16 protein-coding genes are annotated in these 17,537 nt (G+C 60.0%); 2 read left to right on the forward strand and 14 right to left on the reverse strand.

The window, feature by feature from the left end:
• Positions 1-299: 299 nt before the first annotated feature.
• The 11 genes from BLW55_RS13110 to BLW55_RS13160 all read right to left on the reverse strand — a co-directional run bounded on the left by BLW55_RS13110 (position 300) and on the right by BLW55_RS13160 (position 11,964).
• Positions 300-1,388 carry an ABC transporter ATP-binding protein gene (locus BLW55_RS13110; RefSeq protein ID WP_090329104.1) on the reverse strand — a complete coding sequence of 363 codons (1,089 nt, stop codon included), beginning with the start codon at positions 1,386-1,388 and terminating at the stop codon, positions 300-302.
• Between the two features lie 25 nt (positions 1,389-1,413).
• Positions 1,414-2,250, reverse strand: coding sequence for a carbohydrate ABC transporter permease (locus tag BLW55_RS13115; RefSeq protein ID WP_090329105.1), 837 nt, complete (start codon positions 2,248-2,250; stop codon positions 1,414-1,416).
• A 2-nt stretch (positions 2,251-2,252) separates the two neighbouring features.
• Entirely contained in the window at positions 2,253-3,212 is a 960-nt protein-coding gene (locus BLW55_RS13120; RefSeq protein WP_025030890.1) for a carbohydrate ABC transporter permease, read from the reverse strand.
• Positions 3,213-3,244: 32 nt separating this feature from the next.
• Positions 3,245-4,507: an ABC transporter substrate-binding protein gene (locus tag BLW55_RS13125; protein ID WP_036540502.1), complete on the reverse strand. Its 1,263-nt coding sequence runs from the start codon at positions 4,505-4,507 to the stop codon at positions 3,245-3,247.
• A gap of 180 nt (positions 4,508-4,687) precedes the next feature.
• Positions 4,688-5,608 carry a LysR substrate-binding domain-containing protein gene (locus tag BLW55_RS13130; RefSeq protein ID WP_090329106.1) on the reverse strand — a complete coding sequence of 307 codons (921 nt, stop codon included), beginning with the start codon at positions 5,606-5,608 and terminating at the stop codon, positions 4,688-4,690.
• Between the two features lie 73 nt (positions 5,609-5,681).
• Positions 5,682-6,656, reverse strand: a complete 975-nt coding sequence (locus BLW55_RS13135; protein ID WP_025030887.1) for an ornithine cyclodeaminase family protein — start codon at positions 6,654-6,656, stop codon at positions 5,682-5,684.
• 37 nt (positions 6,657-6,693) lie between these two features.
• Positions 6,694-7,785 (reverse strand): ABC transporter ATP-binding protein, encoded by a 1,092-nt coding sequence (locus BLW55_RS13140; protein WP_090329107.1) that lies wholly within the window; start codon positions 7,783-7,785, stop codon positions 6,694-6,696.
• Complete coding sequence (locus BLW55_RS13145; protein ID WP_244509070.1) at positions 7,778-8,593, reverse strand: ABC transporter permease; 816 nt, start codon at positions 8,591-8,593, stop codon at positions 7,778-7,780. The genes BLW55_RS13140 and BLW55_RS13145 overlap by 8 nt, the downstream gene beginning before the upstream one ends.
• A gap of 2 nt (positions 8,594-8,595) precedes the next feature.
• Entirely contained in the window at positions 8,596-9,522 is a 927-nt protein-coding gene (locus tag BLW55_RS13150) for an ABC transporter permease (protein WP_090329109.1), read from the reverse strand.
• A gap of 64 nt (positions 9,523-9,586) precedes the next feature.
• Positions 9,587-10,687 carry an ABC transporter substrate-binding protein gene (locus BLW55_RS13155; protein WP_090329110.1) on the reverse strand — a complete coding sequence of 367 codons (1,101 nt, stop codon included), beginning with the start codon at positions 10,685-10,687 and terminating at the stop codon, positions 9,587-9,589.
• A 50-nt stretch (positions 10,688-10,737) separates the two neighbouring features.
• Entirely contained in the window at positions 10,738-11,964 is a 1,227-nt protein-coding gene (locus BLW55_RS13160; RefSeq protein WP_090329111.1) for an aminotransferase class V-fold PLP-dependent enzyme, read from the reverse strand.
• A gap of 175 nt (positions 11,965-12,139) precedes the next feature.
• Here BLW55_RS13160 and BLW55_RS13165 point away from each other — a divergent pair, with 175 nt between their 5' ends.
• Together BLW55_RS13165 and BLW55_RS13170 are read left to right on the forward strand one after the other, a co-directional pair.
• Positions 12,140-13,060: a LysR family transcriptional regulator gene (locus BLW55_RS13165; RefSeq protein WP_090329112.1), complete on the forward strand. Its 921-nt coding sequence runs from the start codon at positions 12,140-12,142 to the stop codon at positions 13,058-13,060.
• A gap of 111 nt (positions 13,061-13,171) precedes the next feature.
• Positions 13,172-14,332 (forward strand): mandelate racemase/muconate lactonizing enzyme family protein, encoded by a 1,161-nt coding sequence (locus BLW55_RS13170; protein WP_090329113.1) that lies wholly within the window; start codon positions 13,172-13,174, stop codon positions 14,330-14,332.
• A 103-nt stretch (positions 14,333-14,435) separates the two neighbouring features.
• Here BLW55_RS13170 and BLW55_RS13175 read toward each other — a convergent pair whose 3' ends face one another.
• Genes BLW55_RS13175 through BLW55_RS13185 form a run of 3 tightly spaced genes read right to left on the reverse strand, consistent with a single transcriptional unit; the run spans position 14,436 to position 17,292 of the window.
• Positions 14,436-15,710, reverse strand: coding sequence for a TRAP transporter large permease (locus BLW55_RS13175; RefSeq protein ID WP_425286780.1), 1,275 nt, complete (start codon positions 15,708-15,710; stop codon positions 14,436-14,438).
• A 12-nt stretch (positions 15,711-15,722) separates the two neighbouring features.
• Entirely contained in the window at positions 15,723-16,250 is a 528-nt protein-coding gene (locus tag BLW55_RS13180) for a TRAP transporter small permease (RefSeq protein ID WP_025030882.1), read from the reverse strand.
• A gap of 58 nt (positions 16,251-16,308) precedes the next feature.
• The gene (locus tag BLW55_RS13185) at positions 16,309-17,292 is read right to left on the reverse strand and encodes a sialic acid TRAP transporter substrate-binding protein SiaP (protein ID WP_007010155.1); all 984 of its coding nucleotides are present in this window, start codon (positions 17,290-17,292) and stop codon (positions 16,309-16,311) included.
• Positions 17,293-17,537 lie beyond the last annotated feature (245 nt).

The following is a 17,537-nucleotide window of genomic DNA, read 5'->3' on the forward strand; positions in this document are numbered from 1 at the left end:
CGACCTGTCCAAAGACCAGTTATGCCCCAGAAGTTGAATTGTGCCGCTCAGGCGGGGCCAAGCTCCAGGCCGGAAGGCTCCATTGAAAAAGCTCCTCCCCGAGACAGTGGAGCATCAAACAGCCTCCGCTTATGACCGGACGCATTTTCTGGATGTTGAGTATAGAAACGAACACAGGATGCACCGCGCTCAGTGCGATAGCGCAAACGGAGAACCCGAGTAGTCAACCAACGTGCAGGGTCTTGTTGTGACTGCGTAACCAGCACGTGGCGGAAACTGGCAGTTGGTGCAATTCATGACTAACGTAACAGCATGCCCTCCTGGTCAAAGAGACACAGCCGCTCCGGGGGAAAAACGACATTCGCTGGGTCACCAATCGCATATCTTTTCCCGTCCCAGCTGAGGGTGGTGATGGAAAGCCCGCCAGTTGCACCCACTGCGATGGTCAGTTGAGTTTCGGGCCCGCTTCGCTCGATGAACTTGATACACCCGTTCAGCTGGGATGGATCGGTCCGGCGCTGCAGAACGCAGTCTTCTGGTCGAATGCCCAGAAAGGCTGCATTCGGTTGCGCTTTTGTGCTTGCAGGTAGATCAATTGCGAGTTTGGGCTCGACCTTCGGCACGAAAACGGGGCCTCTCTGCAGTTGAGCGACTGTGCCTTCGATCACATTCATGGGAGGTGCGCCGATGAAGCTTGCCACGAATGTGTTCTCCGGCTTTCGATAGATTTCATCCGGTGTGCCGATCTGCTCGACGCGACCGCCACGCAAGACCACGATCCTATCGGCCATGGTCATTGCCTCCACCTGATCATGGGTGACGAAGATCATGGTGGAACCCAGGCGTTGGTGCAGGAGTTTGATCTCTCGGCGCATCTGTACGCGCAGTGCCGCGTCCAGATTGGAGAGTGGCTCATCGAAAAGGAAGACGGAAGGTTCGCGTATGATAGCGCGGCCCATGGCGACGCGCTGGCGCTGCCCACCGGAAAGCTGGCGCGGGTAGCGATCCAGCATGCCGTCAAGCCCGAGCAGGCCCGCCACTTCCGCCACTTTCGGCGCGCGTTTCGCTGGCGCAATGCCGGTCATTTTAAGTGGAAAGCCGATGTTGTCGGCCACGCTCATATGCGGGTAGAGCGCATAGTTCTGGAACACCATGGCCACATCACGGTCTTTCGGAGGAAGGTGATTTACCGCCCGGTCTCCAATCCGGATCTCGCCGCCGCTAATGCTCTCCAGTCCAGCCAGCATGCGTAAGAGCGTCGACTTTCCACAGCCGGAGGGGCCGACAAAAACAATGAACTCGCCGTCTTCGATGTTTATGTCTGCTCCGTGGATGACTTCTGCCAGCCCGTATTTCTTGACGACTTTGGAGAATGAAACGGTTGCCATGGGGTGTTTCGATTCCTGTTTGCGCTCAGCGCACGCTGCCGGCAAGCGCACCTGAGACGATGCGCCTTTGCATGATGAGAAAAACGACGATCACTGGAAGTGCGAAGACAAGGGCCGCCGCCATCTGCAGTTCATGCAGGGTGAAATATTCGCCGCGGAAGGACGAGATGCCTGTGGCTGCAGTCCAGAGCGATTGCGAGTTGATGAGGGTCTTGGCGAACAGAAAGTCGTGCCAGCTCGTTACGAAACCGTAGATGAAGATCGCGGCAAGGCCGGGCAGTGCCAGCGGCAGTGTTACATGCCAGTAGGCAGAAAGGCGCGAACAGCCATCAATGCGGGCCGCGCCTTCGAGGTCTGCGGGGATGCTGTCGAAGAATCCTTTGCTCATCCAGATCGCCAGCGGTGCCACGAGCGAGATGTGTCCAAGCACCATGCCCTGCATGGTGTCGAGCAGGCCGAAGTCGCGGAACAATATGTAAAGCGGCACGACGATGCTGGTGGCTGGCATCATCTGCGTGGCCAGAACCAGGATGAGGACGAGCCCTGAACCGCGGAATTTTATGCGGCTGAGGGCGTAGCCGCAGGAGGCGCCAAAAGCGAGCGACAGGAAGGAAGAAGCCGCCGCGACGAAAATGCTGTTTCCGATCCAGCGCAGCATCGGGCGCTCGGTAAACAGCGTGGTGAAATTCTCGAACGTGATCTGCTCGGGGACAATACCGGCGAGGCTGCGGCTGAAGCCGGTTGGTGTCAGTGCGATCACAACCATCCAGTAGACCGGGAAAAGGACCACCATTCCCAGCAGCACCAATGCGGCGGTATGCAGGATGTTCGATGCGGTCGAGCTTCCTATAGGTTGCGCCATGGTCAGACGGCTCCGCCCGCACCGCGTTCCGCACGCTTCATCACGCGCAGATAGACAAGCACCATGGCGAGCGAAATGAGAACGGCGAGAATGCCGAGCGTCGCCGCATAGGAGAAATCCAGTTTGCGAAAGGCGGTGTTGTAGGTAAGCACGGTCATGGTCTCGGTCGCGCCGGCTGGTCCGCCTCCGGTGAGGATGAAGATGATGGGAAAGGATTTGAAGCCCATGATCATGAGGAGCACGACGATCACGGCCGTGACGGAGCTGAGCTGCGGCAGGGTGATGTAGCGGAACTGGTTGAAGGCGCTGGCCCGGTCGATCCTGGCAGCCTCGTAGAGTTCGTCGGGAATGGAGTGCAGCCCGGCCAGAAAGAAGATGTAGGCGACCGGGAATTCGTTCCACACCTGCGCCAGGATCAGCGCGGGAAGGGCGGTATCGCGGTCGATAAGCCAGTCGGTTCGGTCGAGAAAGGGCAGGGGGTCGAGAAGGCGGTTGATGACGCCGAAATTGCCTTCATACATCACTCCCCAGACCAGCGCGGTGACCACGGCTGGCACCGTCCAGGGTATCAGGAAGGTAAGCCGCGCAAGCGCTCGGAACCGGACAATGCGCCGTGTCAGAAGCGCCGCCGAAAGGGCAAGGACGATGGAGCCGATGACCGTACCGCCCATATAGAGCGCGGAGCGCCAGACCGCGTTCCAGACCTGCGCATCGAAGACCAGTTTCTCATAATTGTGCCAGCCAAAAGTGCCCGCCGCTGCCGGCCTGCGGAAGTTGATCGTGTCGAAGCTGAGTATGAGTGCCTTCAGCATCGGCAGACCGATCACAAACCCCAGAACCAGCAGGGCGGGCAACAGCATGATGAGAAGGAAGCCCCTTCCTTCTGTGAGGAAATTGGAGAGGCTGCTGCCGTCTCCGGCCAGTCGCCCGCCCTTTCCCTTCTTGTTGTTGAAGCCACTCATGCTTGATGTCGCCCGGATTTCTGATGCCGCACCTATTTGGCGCAGCAGTCTTCCAGTTTGGCCTGTGCTTCGGCGAGGCTCTCTTCGGCAGGCCTGTCGTCACGCAGGGTCAGCAGCACGGCGTCGACAACAATCGGCCATATCTCGTTGAACTGGTCGGCATGGCCGGGAATGGCCACCGGATGCGCGTTTCCGCTGCTTTTGATCCAGGGCTCCAGATAGGGGCGCGCCTCTTTCTGCGCATCGGTCAGCGCGTTCACCCCATAGGGAATGTATGGACTGTGATCGGAGAAGGTGGACTGCATCTCCGCGCTGGCCGCTGTTTGGATGAAGGCTTTGGCGGCGTCCGGATTTTTGGTTGCTGCGTTGACCGCCAGCGCCATGTTCACGCCACCGGTCCCGGGCCCGTCCCAAGGGTGAAGCGCCGATTTGTAGCAGTCGAAATTGTCGGAGTTGTTCTTCTCGATAAAGGGAAACTGCCATTGCCCGTCAATGGTCATGGCGGTCCCACCGGTGGCAAACAGCGAGCGCTGGTCTGTCTCCGTCATTCCCTTTGGAACGACGCCCGCATCATAGAGTGCCTTCATCTGCTTGAGGCCCGCGATCACAGGTTCAGAATCAAGCGTGAAATTGCCATCCGCATCGGCAAACGAGCCGCCATTGGCGATGCTCCACATGAGAAGCATCTCATAGGTGGGGTCTTCGTTGGCATTGACCATGTTCGCGCCATACCGCGTGACGCGCCCCGAATCGTCCTTCACCGTCAGCTTCTTCGCGTAGTCGAGAAACTCCTGCGGGGTCTGGGGCGGGCGGTCGAACCCGGCTTCCTTCAGATAGCAGGCGTTGTAAATCAGTTCGAGCGTACGACCGGTGATCGGCAGCGCATAGATTTCGCCATCCACTGTCAACGCATCGAAACCGCCATCGACGATCTGGTCCTTCACGCCGGAGTTTTCGAGAAAATCCGTCAATGGCATGAGCTGGCCGGCGGCAAGAAGCTCGCCGATGTTGTTCGGATTGACGGTCAGGATGTCCGCACCGGTGCCGCTGGCGGCCTGAATGAGCAATTGCTCGTAATACTCGCTTGCCGGCGTGTTGCGCGGCACCACCTTGTTGCCGGTCTTTTCTTCATAGGTCGACACCAGAAGCTGCCACCAGTCGCCCATTCCGGGCGCATCGTAATCGACCACCAGAAAGCTGATGTCGTCTTTTGCGGACGCGCCTGTCCCTCCCACCGCAAAGGCGGTGACGGCAAGGGCGCTGGCATAAAGCATTTTCCTCAGTTTACCGGGCATGTGTGTTCTCCTCTGGTTGTCGCCCGGCTGATCATCCACCCCTGTCTTCACTGGACAGGTATCCAGATTGCCGCGCTTCCCAAAGAAAGTCTGCCCTTGAGGTTGAACGGGCTCAAATCGCTTTTTGGAATAGGGCAGTGCCGTTCAGGCAAGGCGGGCAGGCAAGGCCGGTGGGGGCTCTCAGGCTGCTTCGCTGCAGCCTGCATCCCTCACCACGCAATCCATGATCCAGCCGCGCAGGGCGAGCACGTTCCGGTCGCTGGCCGACCGCGCAGGCGTGATAAAATGATAGGCTTTTCTGCCACGCAGCGGCACATCGAACAGCACCGCCAGCTCTCCGGTCTCAAGCTCACGCTCGACCATGAAGCGGGGAACCATCGCCGCGCCCTGCCCATGCACCGCAGCCATGATCAGCAATGGGAACTGATCGAACTGAGGGCCACGGGGAAGGCCCGGCCGGGCACATCCGGCCCGTTCGAACCACTCGGCCCAGAGGTCCGGCTGGTCCGTCAGGTGAAGGAGCGTGCACTCGTGCAGAACCTCGGGAGAGTTGGGCCGCCTCGTGCGCATGAAATGCGGGCTCGCCACGGGCAGCAGCTCCTCCTCGAAAAGCGGCGCGCATGCCGCGCCACCCCATTGCGGCATGCCCTGCACGATGGCGCAGTCCACCGCTTCGTCATCCGCTTCCAGCAGCGTTTTCGAGGTCACGAGATTGATGCTGAGGCCGGGATTGCGGTTCTGGAAAGCGCCAAGACGCGACACAAGCCAGCAGGCCGCCAGCCCGACCGGCGCCGCGATGGTGATGACGGCCTTGCCATCTGCGCCCTGCATCAGCGCCCGGGTCGAACTCTCCAGTTGCCCGAGAAGCGTTCGCACCTGGGGGAGATAACGCCGTCCCATCTCCGTCAGGTGAACCTGATGATTGTTGCGGGCGAGAAGTGCCACACCAAGCATCTGTTCCAGCTGGCGCACCCGTTTGGAAACGGCCCCTTGCGAAAGCGAGAGATCTTTGGCGGCCTGTGAAAAGCTCAGATGTCTGGCCGTCGCCTCGAAGGCGATCAGGCCGGAAACGGAAGGGATCAAACGTCGCGGCAGTTCCATGACACTCCCCTTGTCTTCACCTCACGATCATCAGTCAGAATGCGGCGGCGGCGCATTGGCCGCCGCCACAGGATCAGCTCGAGCAGCGTGTCGAGAAGGGCCGGCCGTGGTGCCGGTCCATGAGATATTTGGCGACGTAGTAATCGATATGGCTGCCGCCGCCATTTTTCATCATGGTGATTTCGTCGGCCGACTGGCGCCCCTTCACCTTGCCCTGGCAAAGCTCGAAGAGATCGCCGCGCACATCGTCCGGCGTGATGATGCCGCGCTCATACGGCCCGAGGAATTCGCCGGAACGCGTGGTGGTCTGGCGATGATCGACGAAGATGGAAGCGCGCTTGAGAACATCGTCGTCGGCCTCGCGCATTTCAGGCGTGAAGGAGCCGACGAGATCCACATGGGCACCGGGCTTCAGGAGCTTGCCCTTCAGATGCGGTTCGTTGGCCATGGTGGCGCTTGAGATGATGTCGGCTTCGCTCACGGCCTTGTCGAGGTCGAAGACCACCTCCGCTTCGATCCCTTCTGCGGCGAGCGTCTTTGCCAGCGCTTCGGCATTGGCCGCCGTGCGGTTCCACAGCATGACACGCTTGAGGTTGGGCCGGGCGGCAAGATGCGCCTTGACGAGATAGGGTGCCAGCCCGCCAGCGCCGATCATCAGGAAGTTTTCGGCATCCTCACGCGACAGAAGCTTCGAGCCGAAGGCCGAATCCGACGAGGTTTTGCGGAAGATCACCGCCTCGCCGTCAATCACAGCCTCGGCGACACCCGTGTCGGCGTTGATGAAAACATAGATCGAGTTCACGGTCGGAAGATTGTGCCGCGTCTTGTTGTTGGGGAAAGAGGTCACCAGCTTTGCCAGAATGCCTTCCTGCGGTTCCCATGCCGGCAGGATGATGAAGATGTCCGGCTGGCCCTGCGGGTTCGGCTCCTGATAGATCAGGCGGTCGGACTGTTTGGGCATGCCGCCCTTGTGCGCAGCTTCAAGTGCAGCGAACAGGCCTTCATAATCCAGCAGTTCATGCACGCGTTTGGCATCGATCATTTCCATCAGGACGTCTCCATTTCACAGTCTGTTTGTTGCGCGCTCATCGACCGGCGATGATCGCGAGATTGTCTGCTCGGCAATGCAGTTTGATTTCCGCGCCTTCTCCGATGGAGACCGGCGGCCTTGCATCGACCAGCAATGATCTTCCGTCCGCCGTCTCGACATTGAGATGCACGCGGTCGCCGAGATAGGTCTGGTCGGTCAGGCGACCCGATAGCTCGATGTCGTCCTTGCGACGGCTTCTTCCGATATCGAACGCCTCCGGGCGGATCACCACCGAGACCGCTTCGCCCGCATCCGGCTTTCTGTGCGAAGTCACGCGGGCAACCGGCACGCGCCAGCGCGCATCGCCGACGGAAAGTGTCAGGTGATCCCCGTCCTTCGCTTCGACCTTCGCTTCAAACAGGTTGGTGGCGCCGACGAAATCGGCGATGAACAGCGTTGCCGGATTGGCATAGATGTTCTCCGGAGTGTCGAGCTGTTCGATCTTGCCCTTGTTCATCACCGCCACCAAATCCGACATGGACATGGCTTCCTGCTGGTCATGGGTCACGAAAACGAAGGTCTTGCCCGTGCGTCGCTGGATGGCCTTCAGCTCACGCTGCATGTCCTGCCGCAGTTTCAGATCAAGCGCGCCGAGCGGCTCGTCGAGCAACAGCGCTGCCGGATCGGGTGCCAGCGCACGGGCGAGCGCCACACGCTGCCGCTGGCCGCCCGACAGCGCGTCGGGGTAGCGATTGGCGATGTCGGGCAGGCGGATCAGTTCCAGAAGCTCGGTAGAACGGCGCGCGATGGCGCTCTTCTCCATGCCCTGCATCTCGCAGCCGAAACCGATATTCTGGGCAACGGTCATGTGGGGAAAGAGCGCGTAGTCCTGAAACACCATCTTCACCGGGCGGTTGTGTGCAGCCGCGTTGGTGATGTCCTTTCCGTCAACCAGAATGGTGCCACTGTCCGGCTCTGCCAGGCCGACAATCGAGCGCAGCAACGTGGACTTTCCGCAGCCGGATGGCCCCAGAAGGGTGATGAACACGCCCCGGTCGATGGTGAGCGAAACGTCGTCGATGACCCGCAGCGCCCCATAGGCCTTGCAGATGTTCTTCAGTTCGATGGCGGGTACGGGATCAGTCATTCTTGGCACCGGAAGTCAGGGAGGTTTCGCTGCGCAGGCTGCGCTTGCGCACAAAGCGTTCGGCATAAAGGCCAAAGCCGGTCGTGGCGATGAGGACGAGCGTCGAGATGGCGGCAAGGCCCGGATCGAAGCCAAAGCGCAGCCTCGCAAACAGGAGAACCGGGAAGGTCTGCTCGAACCCGCCGAGGAAGAACGAGCGCACGAAATCCTCGAACGACAACAAGAGGCAGAACATGAAGGCGCCCAAAAGCGCCGGCGAAAGGTAGGGCAGCACGATGCGCACGAGAATGATGACATCATCCGCACCAAGATTGCGTGCCGCATCCGCCATGTTGCGGCCCATCGTGTTCAGACGGGTCAGGACCATGATCACGACGAAGGGCACGGAGCCGACCGCATGGCCGAAGGCTATCGCTGCCGTTCCCGTTTCAAGACCGATGCGGCCAATAAAGATGCGCAGCGAGATCGCCGAGACGACCACCGGCAGGAATGCCGGCAAAAGAATGAGCGCGATCAACAGCCCACGCATGACACCGGACGTGCGGGCAACGGCGAAGGCAATCGGCAGGCCGACCGCAACCGAGATCACCGTGGAGAAAACGGCGACCCGGGCTGAAAGCCACAACGCCTCCATGACATCGCGGTCGAGCAGCACTTCGCTGTACCATTTCGTCGTCCAGCTATGGATCGGAAAGGCAACGAAGTTGGAATCGCGGAACCCCATCGCCGCCATCACGAGCAGCGGCAGGAAGAGATAGGCGACGAACAGCCAGAACAGACCGGGCAGGGCAAGATTGCGCATTTTCATTCTCATGCCCTCCCGCGGCCGCGCCGCTGAAAGATCGCCACGAAGAGGCCGACATAGGCGAGCGCGGCCCCTGTCAGGATGATGCTGAAGGCACTGCCCTGCGGCCATGAAGCCCCGGCCTTGGCGAAGATCTGGCCGATCGTGGTGGCAAACAGCGTGTTGCCCGGTCCACCCAGAAGCTGCGGCATGGCGTAAAGGCCGATCACCAGCAGGAACACCAGCGAGCACCCGGCCACCACGCCGTCGCGCGACAGCGGCAGAACGATGCGCAGAAAGCGCCGCCAGGCGGGTGCGCCCAGATTGGCTGCCGCCTCGAGCACATTGTCATCGATCTTTTCAAGCGCCGCATAGAGCGGCAGGAGCATGTAAAGCGAGGTCAGGTAGATGACGCCGATGGTCAGTGAAAAATTGTTGTACAGCAGCTCAACCGGCGTGCCAGGCATGCCGATGAAGGAGAAGAACGAGTTCACCGCCCCGCGATTGGCCAGCATCACGATCCACGCAAAGCTGCGGATGATCTCGCTGACCCAGAAGGGGGCGATCACCAGAAGCAGCAGCCTTGTGCGCCTGCCGCGCGGTGCCACCTTGGCGATGTAATAGGCAATCGGAAAGACAACGAGCAGCGTCAGCAAGGTGACCACGGTTGCAAACACGAAGGAGCGCATAAACGCCGTGAGGTATAGCGGGCGCTCGAAGAAGCTTGCATAGTTTGCCAACGTCCAGCGTGCGGCCTCCCCCTCGCGCACGGGGAAGCTTTCATAAAAGCTCACCAGCACCATCTGCGCCAGCGGCGCGACCGTCGTGCCGATAATCCACAGAAGCGGCACAATGCACACGATCAAAACCCGCGCCATCGGCGAACGGGCATAGAGATCGGTCAAGCCGCGATAGACGGAATACCGTCGCAAATGAATGAGCAGGCGGGTCATGGATACTCGTTTTCGTCTTCGATGCCGGCCGCCAGAAAGGCAGCCGGCTGTTCTTTGGCGCTGATCAGGCGGCGCGGATCTCTTCTGCTGCCTTGTCGATCAGATCGAAGATGAAGGGCGCCGTTTCCACATCCACCCAGGAAAGGCGGCTGCGCTCCTCGGCGCTCAGCGCCAGCGCCTCTTTCTCCTGATCCGTCAACAGCGCTTCGGTGCCCTTGATGGTGGAGGAAAGGCCCGTGGAGCGCACGATCTCCGCACCATTTTCCGCATCTGCCAGAAGTGCGTTCAGGAAGGTGTACGCGTTCTCCATGTTGGCCGCATCCTTGGTGATGTTGAAGCCATAGGCATAGGCCAGCCCGCCTTCCCTGGGGATCGTGTAGGCTGCCGGGAAACCGTCAATGATCAGCTGCGAGGAAGGGCCGGAACCAGCCTGCGCCAGCGCCACGTCGCCCGTCACCATCATCTGCTGGATCTCGGTCGCCGCTTCATAGTAACGCCGCACCATATGCTTGTGCTCGATCAGGAAATCCCGGGTCGCGTCGACCGCACGCTGCGCCACATCCGGCGTGTTCATGTAGGAAGCGGCCGAACCGTCATACCCCAGATAGTTCATGGCGATCTGGAAGAAATCCTGGATCTGATAGGCCGTGCGCCCGGCATTGGCCTCGTTGAACATCACGTCCCAGCTTTCCGGCGCTTCGATCTCCTCGGTGTTATAGAGAAGACCGGTGGAGACCACCACGAGCGGCACACCCCACTGCTCGCCCGAGCGCGAGACCCATGATGCGCTCGCATATTCGTCTTCGATGCGGTTCCAGTTGCCGAGCTTTGCGCGGTCGATGGGCGCAAGGAAGCCTGCATCGATGAACTGGTAGAAGCGATGCCCGGCGCAGGTCACGATATCGGCGCTGAACTTGCCGTCCTCCGCAGCCATCAGGTTGAACTGCTCACCCTGATCGGTGACGGTGCGGATGTTCAGGCGAATGCCGGTCTCGTCCTCGAACCGCTTGCGAAACGCATCGGTGATGAAGCCGTCATAGGCCCAGATGTTAAGTTCGCCGCTCGCCGCACGGGCGGGGCGGATCAGTCCGGGTGCGCACAGACCGGCAACACCGGCAATCCCCATCCCGGTAAGCACTGTTCGTCTTGTCGGCTTGAAAGTCATGGCCGTTCTCCTCTTTTTCTCTGTTTTGTCGTTCCCCGAAGCAGGTCGGATCAAACCGGCTGACCTGCGTTCAATTCCCTGTAATTCCGTTTCCCGTCGGCCAGAGCCATCAGCGATGCTCCAAGCCGCTCTATCTCTTCCGGCGTGTTGTAGGCATGTACCGAGGCTCTCACCAGTGACGTCACGCCCCGGGCGCGCAGCGCCCTGCGGGTCAACTGGGTGTTGGAAACCGAGGTGTTGATGCCAAACTCGTCGCGCAATGCTGCCACCAGAACCTCGGCCGGCACGGATTCGTGAAAAAACGTCACGATTCCGCTCTTCTCCACACCACGGTCCTGAACGGTCATGCCTGGCAGTTCCGCCAGCATTCCGCGCATCCCGGCCGCAAGGCCCCGAACATGGTCCCAGATGTTCTCAAGGCCGATCTCCAGCGCATACTGGCATGCGGCGCCGAGGCCCAGCTGGGTCGCGACATTGCGTTCCCAGAGTTCAAAGCGCCGGGAGCCTGCTGCCATCTGGAAACGATCCACATCCGTCCATTGCGCCGACTGGATGTCGAGCGCATGGGGCCGAAGCGCATCGAGCGCATTGCCGTCGACCCATAAGAATCCAGTCCCGCGCGGACCCCTGAGATATTTTCGCCCTGTTGCCGAAAGCATCGTGCAGCCCAGCGCCTTCACGTCAATCGGCATCTGCCCCACAGACTGGCAGGCATCCAGCAAAAACGGAACACCGTGCCTGCGGGCCAACTGCCCTATTTCCCGTGCGGGGTTGATCAGACCGTCATTGGTGGGCATGTGCGAGATGGCGATCAAGCGCGTACGCGCGGTGATCAGCCCTTCGAGTGCCGCCACATCGACAATTCCGTCGGGGGTGTCTGGCGCCAGTACAACCTCGATCCCCAGTCGCTTTTCGGCATGGCGAAAGGCGATCATGTTGGAGTTGTATTCCGATTGGCCTGTGATCAGCTGATCGCCCGACTGCCAGTCCATGGCAAAGAAGGCAGCCTGCCAGGCGCGGGTGGCATTGTCGAAAAAGGAAACCTCGTCGGAAGCACCACCGACAAGCCGTGCCACGGCACCGTAGGTTGCCTGCAATTGCCCGGCGTGCCTTTCGGCAGCTTCATAGCCCCCCGACATGATCTCCTCGGCCCAGTGATGCTCCACCGCCTCAATGACCGGCTGCGGCATGAGGCTGGCGCCCGCATTGTTGAAATGAACCAGTTCAGCTCTGCAGCCCGGCGTCTCCGCCCGCAGCCGTTGCGTGTCCAAACCCATTGCCGGACCTTCTATTCTGTTCTCGGAAAAAGCCCGGCCACGGTCCCATCGTGCGCAAGCATAGCGTTCCGCTTATTGTTTTTTGTCGCTCTTGCGATCAGTTGAGCATCACGTTGCCACGGAAGGTAACGTTCAAACAGGTTGAAAAGATTCATCCTCAGTATAAACTTGACTCATGGTATTGCGTCGTCACCTTCCCTCACCCAGCACGTTGTTCGTTTTTGAAGTCGCCGCCCGGCATTCAAATTTCTCCAAGGCTGCGGACGAATTGAACATCACGCAGCCGGCGGTCAGTCACGCGGTTGCATCGCTGGAGAAACACATCGGCGAAAAGCTTTTCATACGGTCCGGGCCAAACCTCGCGTTGACGGAAGCCGGCAAAAAACTCAGCCGCGTCACCACCCGCGCCTTTCACTCCATCGAAGACGTGCTGGATGAGATTGAGGGGCGCGACGACACCCGCGAAGTGGTGATGCTGTCGATCTCCTCGGGCATGGCCACCCATTGGCTGATGCCGCGCTACAGCAGTTTCCGGGAAGAATTCCCCAACACCGATCTCCAGTTTCAGCTTTTGCCGGGAAGTGTGGGCGGCCCGCTCCACAATTGCGATCTGGGACTGCGCGTTGCTGTGGGGGACGATGCGCGCAAGCTCGGTGGCTGGTTTGCACCCGAACGGGTTCTGGCCATCGGAGCACCGGGTTATGTACGTGAGCGCGGATCCTTTGATGAGCCGGCATCGCCGCACACTCTGATCAACCTGCCAGACCATTGGTTCGGCTGGCCGGAGTTCGCATCGGAAGCGGGCCGAAGAGTACCAGCGACATGGAACCAGCTTTCCTTTTCCGATTATTCGGTCGTGCTTCAGGCCGCGCTCAGCGGTCAGGGGCTGGCGCTCGGCTGGACTTCGGTGGTTTCGCGTCTTGTCATCGACGGCATGCTTGTCAGCGCCAGCGACAAGGTCATTCTCACCGACCGCAGCTATCACCTCGTTTCATCCAGCCAGCGAGCGATCCGCCCGGTGGTCGAGCTTGTGCGCGACTGGCTGATCGCGGAGATGGAGCAGGAAGAGCGCGCACTTGCCAGCATGCTCGGATGATATCCCCGCAGAAGCCTATTCCACCCGGGCACAGGCCTCTGACCACAATTCCATTGTGATGCCGGCCGCCACATCCGACAGTCGGGTGCGAGCAACCTGTCTGGAAGTGTCATGAAAATCACCGCCGCCAATATCTATGTCGTACCAACGGGCTTCCGCCGGGCCGTCATTCTGGAGCTGGAAACGGACGAAGGCATAACCGGACTGGGCGAAGCCGGCATTGCCTACGGCCTCGGCACGACAGCGGCAGCCGAAATGCTGGCAGCGATGCTGGAACGCCTCGTGATCGGTCGCGACCCTTCGCCCGTCGAACTGATCTGGAACGACATTTACGATCAGGGCTTCTGGACCAAGGGGGGCGGCGCAATCTCCATGGCCGGTCTCAGCGCCATCGATCATGCGCTCTGGGATATCAAGGGCAAAGCGCTCGGCGCTCCGGTCTATTCACTGCTCGGCGGGCCGATCGAAACCGAGCTCGAGGTCTATGCCAATGGCTGGTGGCTCGGCTGTAACAGCGGCAGCGAGTTTGCGGAGGCGGGTCTGCGCACGGTGGAACGTGGCTATCGCGGGTTGAAGCTCTATCCGCTCGGCATGGCCGATCCTGTCACGGTGATCCGGCATCCCGCACGCCGCAGCCTGCGCGAGGGCGAGAGCGCGCTTGTCATCGAGCGTGTCGAGAAGTTGCGGGCCGCCGTCGGCGATGACGTTGCGATCATGCTCGATTTTGGGGGTGGGCTTTCCAGCGATCAGCTTCTGCCGCTTCTAAAACGTCTGGAACCTTTCAATCTATGCTTCGTGGAGGAGCCGGTGGATCCTGCTCTCCCCGGTGCATTGGCGAGGGTGGGCCGCACGACGTCAGTTCCTCTCGCGGCGGGCGAGCGTGTCTATACGCGCTTTGGCTTTCATTCGCTGCTGGAAACGGAAGCGATCTCCATTGTCCAGCCTGACATCTGCAATACGGGCGGGCTGATGGAGGGAAAGAAAATTGCTGCACTGGCGGAGATTCACAACGCACGGGTTGCCCCGCACAATTACGGAAGCACGCTCGCCACGGCGATCTCAGCGCAGCTATCCGCATGCATCCCCAATTTCATGGTTCTGGAGTGCTTTCCCGATTATGCGAAGGAGCCGGATTATCGGCCAATCCTCGAGAACCCTTGGGAAGACAATGTGAGGGGTGGTCGGATGCTCCTCAACTCGCTCCCGGGATTGGGGGCCGTTTTGGATCAAGCGGTTGTAAAAAACCACCTCTGGAGAAGAGTGGCGCTTTAAATAGTCTGCACAAGATCGATTTCCTTGAATTGAGCTTCGGTCGGTTTCGTGGGCACCGTCTTAAGGTGTTTCCAATGAAATGTGAGCGAGCGATCTCACCGCCTCAGCCTCCATAGAGAAGCCGCGGAAGCCAAAGCACAAGCTGCGGGATAAACGTCAGCAAAAGCAGCACGGCAAGGAGCGGCACCAGGAAAGGCAGCGTGGCCCTGACGCATTGCTCGAACGGCACCCGGGAAACGCGTGACAGGACGAACAGAACCATCCCGACGGGCGGCGTAAGCAGGCCCAGCATGAGGTTTAGGATCACGATAATGCCGAGGTGAACGGGATCGATACCAAACTGCGCGGCAACCGGCATGAGAACCGGAACCAGAATGGAAATCGCTGCGATCGTCTCCATGAACAGGCCGACGATCAGGACCACGACCATTATCAGGAGCAGAACCATCGCCTTGCTCTCCGTAAAAGACAGCACAAACTCGGCGAAATGCGTCGCCACCTGATTTGCGGTGAGGATCCACGCAAACACCGACGCCGCCCCGACAATCATCATGATTGCCGCTGTCGTCTCGATGGTTTCGAGAGAGATGACGGCGAGCTTCCTGGGTGTCAGCGTACGATAGACGATAACGCCTAGAAAAAGCGCATAGGCGGCGGCGGCGATCGCCGCTTCGGTGGGCGTGAACGCGCCCGATACGATGCCACCGACAATGATGACGGGCGTCATGAGCGGGAGGAACGCTGCCTTGAACCGGCTCGCAATCGTGTCCAGTCGGAAAGCCACGTCGCGCGGATAATTCCTCCTGCGTGATTTCCACCAGACCATGGCGGAAAGGGACACTGCCATCAGCAGGCCCGGAACAATGCCGGCGACGAAAAGCTGCCCGATGGAAACGGACGCCATGACGCCGAAAATCACCAGTGGCAGGGATGGCGGGATGATCGGCCCGATGGTCGACGATGCCGCCGTGACACCGACGCTGAAGTCGTCGTCATAGCCGGCCTCGCGCATCGCCTTGATCTCGATCGCGCCCAGCCCGCCGGCATCGGCCACGGCGGCACCGGACATGCCTGCAAAGATGATGCTTGCGCCGATGTTCACATGTCCCAGACCGCCATGCATCCACCCGACAATGGCACGCGCGAAGCCGAATATGCGGGCGGTGATCCCGGCGGAATTCATCAATGCGCCGGCGAATATGAAAAAGGGTATGGCCAGCAGGGGAAAACTGTCCATTCCGTTGACCATGTTGTGCATCAACACCACGGGTGGAAGACCCGAATAGAGGATGTACGCGAAGGATGAGAGCGCCAGAGAAAACGCGATGGGAACTCTGAGCAGCATCAGGAAGAACAGGGAAACGAAGAGAATAGTCAGGCCCATCTGCCGTCAGCTCCGTATCATCTGTTTCACGCGCAGCATGAGCTGCATGGCCGCCACAACTGCGTTGAGGCCGGCCAGAGCCATCACGGCTGCGTGGAGGTAGTATTTCGGGAAAGGAAGCGACACCATTCGCTGGAACGATGTCCGCTGGATCAGCTCCCAGGCGGACCAGAGAAGAATCGTGAACAGCGCCACGGTGCACAGCAGCGAAAATACATGCACGAGGCCGAGTTTGCGCCCGTAATATTTGTCGACGAATTCCAGCACGATATGGCTTCCGGTGATCTGGCAGCGAACCGCCCCCGCAAACGCCAGTATGACCAGCAGATAGCGCGCGGCCTCCTCGGTCCAGCTTATGGAGTCGTTGAGGACGTATCGCGTGAAAAACTGAACAAAAACAACAAGAAATAAAGCAAGAAAGATTGCGAGAAGCGCGTAGTCCGCCAGGCTTATCTTAAAGCCTGCGAAATGCGCTTCGTCCTCTGCGGAAATCGCGTCGAAGTCGATTTCCGGCACCATGGTGTTCTGCGCCATCAGCGCGTCCTCCCGTTGCGCAAATGGGCCCGGCAAATGCCGGACCCACAGGCCGATGTCATTCCTGAATGGCTTGAAGGCGTTCGAAGATCGCGGCATCCCACGGCACATCCTCGCCCGTCAGATGCGGCGCGACGGCTTCCATGAATGGTTTGCGATCCACTTCGTTCACGGTCACTCCCTGGTCGCGGAACCAGTCAGCCAGCTCTCCCTCCGAGGCGACGATCTCATCCGATGTCTGCGTTGCCACGGTGGCGAGCGCCTCCAGTAGAGCGGCGCCGTCCTCACCCATCTTGTTCATCGTCACAGGCGATACGACCGTCGCCAGCGAGTTTGTGATGTGCCCGGTCAGATTGATGTTCGACTGGACCTCGTAGAACTTCTTGAACTGGATCGTCGGGAGTGGATTCTCCTGCGCGTCGACCACACCCTGCTGCAAGGCGAGATACACCTCGGCGAAGGCCATCGGGGTGGGGTTTGCGCCCGTGGCGCGTGGGAACATCTGATAGGCCGGAGCGTTGGGCGTCCGAATTTTCAGACCCTCCATATCCTTCGGCGATAGGATCGGCTTGTTGGCGGTCACATGGCGCGCACCGTAATAGGTCATGGCCGCGACCGTATTGCCGGAAACCTTGTTATACGCCTCACTCATCTCATCGAAGAGGTCGGAGTTCACATAGGCCTTCCAGTGTTCATAGGAACGCATGGTGAAGGGGTAGTCGGAAATGCTTATGGGGCCGTAGGATTGCCCGAGAAAGGCAACGCCCGTGTAGATCACATCCACCGTTCCAAGTGAAAGCGCTTCGTTGAGGGCTGCTTCCTTCCCGAGTTGCGATGCGGGGAAGACCTCCATTTTGTAGCGGCCCCCGGTTGCTTCTTCGAGAAGCTCGGCCGCGCGAAGCGCCGCAGCATGGTAGGGCGTGGAAGCCTCGTAGACGTGACCGAACTTCAGGACGTCCTGGGCGAGGGTGGCTGTTGCACTGGCGGCGATGGCCACAGCGGCTCCGATGGAGAGCGCGCGAAGTCTGGATAGTTTCAACATGGTTCCTCCCAAAAGAAATGAGCAGCTTCTCCCGGTGTAGCTGCATCAGGCACCTGTTATTGCCCCGCTGTCTCCGTTTGAAGGAAGCGGAGCACTCCCGTCCTCCCTCCCCTCATTGCGGGGGAGAACCAGGGCGTTTACGGAGCCATGACAGCTCCGTTTTCGGCGATGCGAAGATCGACGAAATGCTCATGCAGATGATCGGCATGTACGAATACGCCGGCAGCCCTCCTTGCTGGACACGG

It is taken from the genome of Nitratireductor aquibiodomus (assembly GCF_900105565.1).
GTDB classification, from domain to species: Bacteria; Pseudomonadota; Alphaproteobacteria; order Rhizobiales; family Rhizobiaceae; genus Nitratireductor; species Nitratireductor aquibiodomus.